Genomic DNA, 1,048 nt, shown 5'->3' on the forward strand with positions numbered 1-1,048 from the left:
GGCTTTGTTGCACAAACCAGCCCCATTGCACTGGTAACCTCGGCGCATGAATGAACCCCAAGGGCCTAAGACCCGCTACAAGACCACCAACTGGGCTGCGTACAACGCCGCACTCAAGGTCAGAGGGGCGCTGACGATCTGGCTGGACAAAGACATGCAGTGGTACGCACCTGCCAGTGGCAAACGGGGTCGCCAGCAGACGTTCACGGATGCGGCCATCCAGTTTTGCCTGAGCATCAAGTGCCTGTTTGGCTTGGCACTGCGCCAGAGCCTGGGACTGATTCAGAGCCTGCTGCGTCTGGCGGGGCTGAATTGGCGGGTTCCCGATTTCAGCACCATCAGTCGCCGTCAGAGGACGCTGCAGGTGCAGCTTCCTTACCAGCGCAGCGCCACAGCGCTGGATTTGCTGGTGGACAGTACGGGCATCAAGTTCCTGGGTGAAGGGGAATGGAAACGCAAGAAGCACGGAGCCGAATATCGGCGGCAATGGCGCAAGGTGCACCTGGGCATTGATGCCCACACGCTGGAGATTCGGGCCATTGAAGTCACAGACAACAGCGTGGGCGATGCTCCCATGCTGCCCGAACTGTTGGCCCAGATACCGCTCGATGAGCCGGTGGCAAGTGTCGGTGGGGATGGAGCCTACGACACAAAGGGGTGCCACGCGGCGATAGCGCAAAGAGGTGCGCAGGCGGTGATTCCCCCGCGCAAGAATGCAAGGCCTTGGAGACAAACGCTGGAGGGAGCGGGCGGGCGCAACGAAGCCCTGCGAGCTTGCCAAAGGCTGGGGCGCCGTATCTGGAAGAAGTGGAGCGGTTATCACCGAAGAAGCCTGGTGGAAACCAAGATGCATTGCTTCAAGCGCTTGGGCGAGCGGGTGATGGCGCGAACGTTTGAGCGCCAGGTCACAGAACTGCATGTGCGGGTGGCTTTGCTCAACCGCTTCACACAACTTGGGCGCCCGGCAACGGTGCCTGTGCCTGCTGTGGCGTAGCTGCGTCTGGGGCTGGGGTTATCTCGGCTCGCTTCTGGTTTGTGCAACAAAGCC

General features: G+C 60.9%; 1 protein-coding gene. It reads left to right on the forward strand.

Going from position 1 to position 1,048, the window contains the following annotated elements; translation table 11 throughout:
• The first annotated feature begins 46 nt into the window (after positions 1 to 46).
• The gene (locus tag ACWGXF_RS24350) at positions 47 to 994 is read left to right on the forward strand and encodes an IS5-like element ISAte1 family transposase (RefSeq protein ID WP_044398522.1); all 948 of its coding nucleotides are present in this window, start codon (positions 47 to 49) and stop codon (positions 992 to 994) included.
• Positions 995 to 1,048: the final 54 nt, after the last annotated feature.

This window comes from Comamonas sp. HJ-2, from assembly GCF_053615495.1.

Coding starts and splice junctions, on each gene's coding strand:
- ACWGXF_RS24350 (WP_044398522.1), top strand. CDS start 47: ATGAATGAACCCCAAGGGCCTAAGACCCGCTACAAGACCACCAACTGG.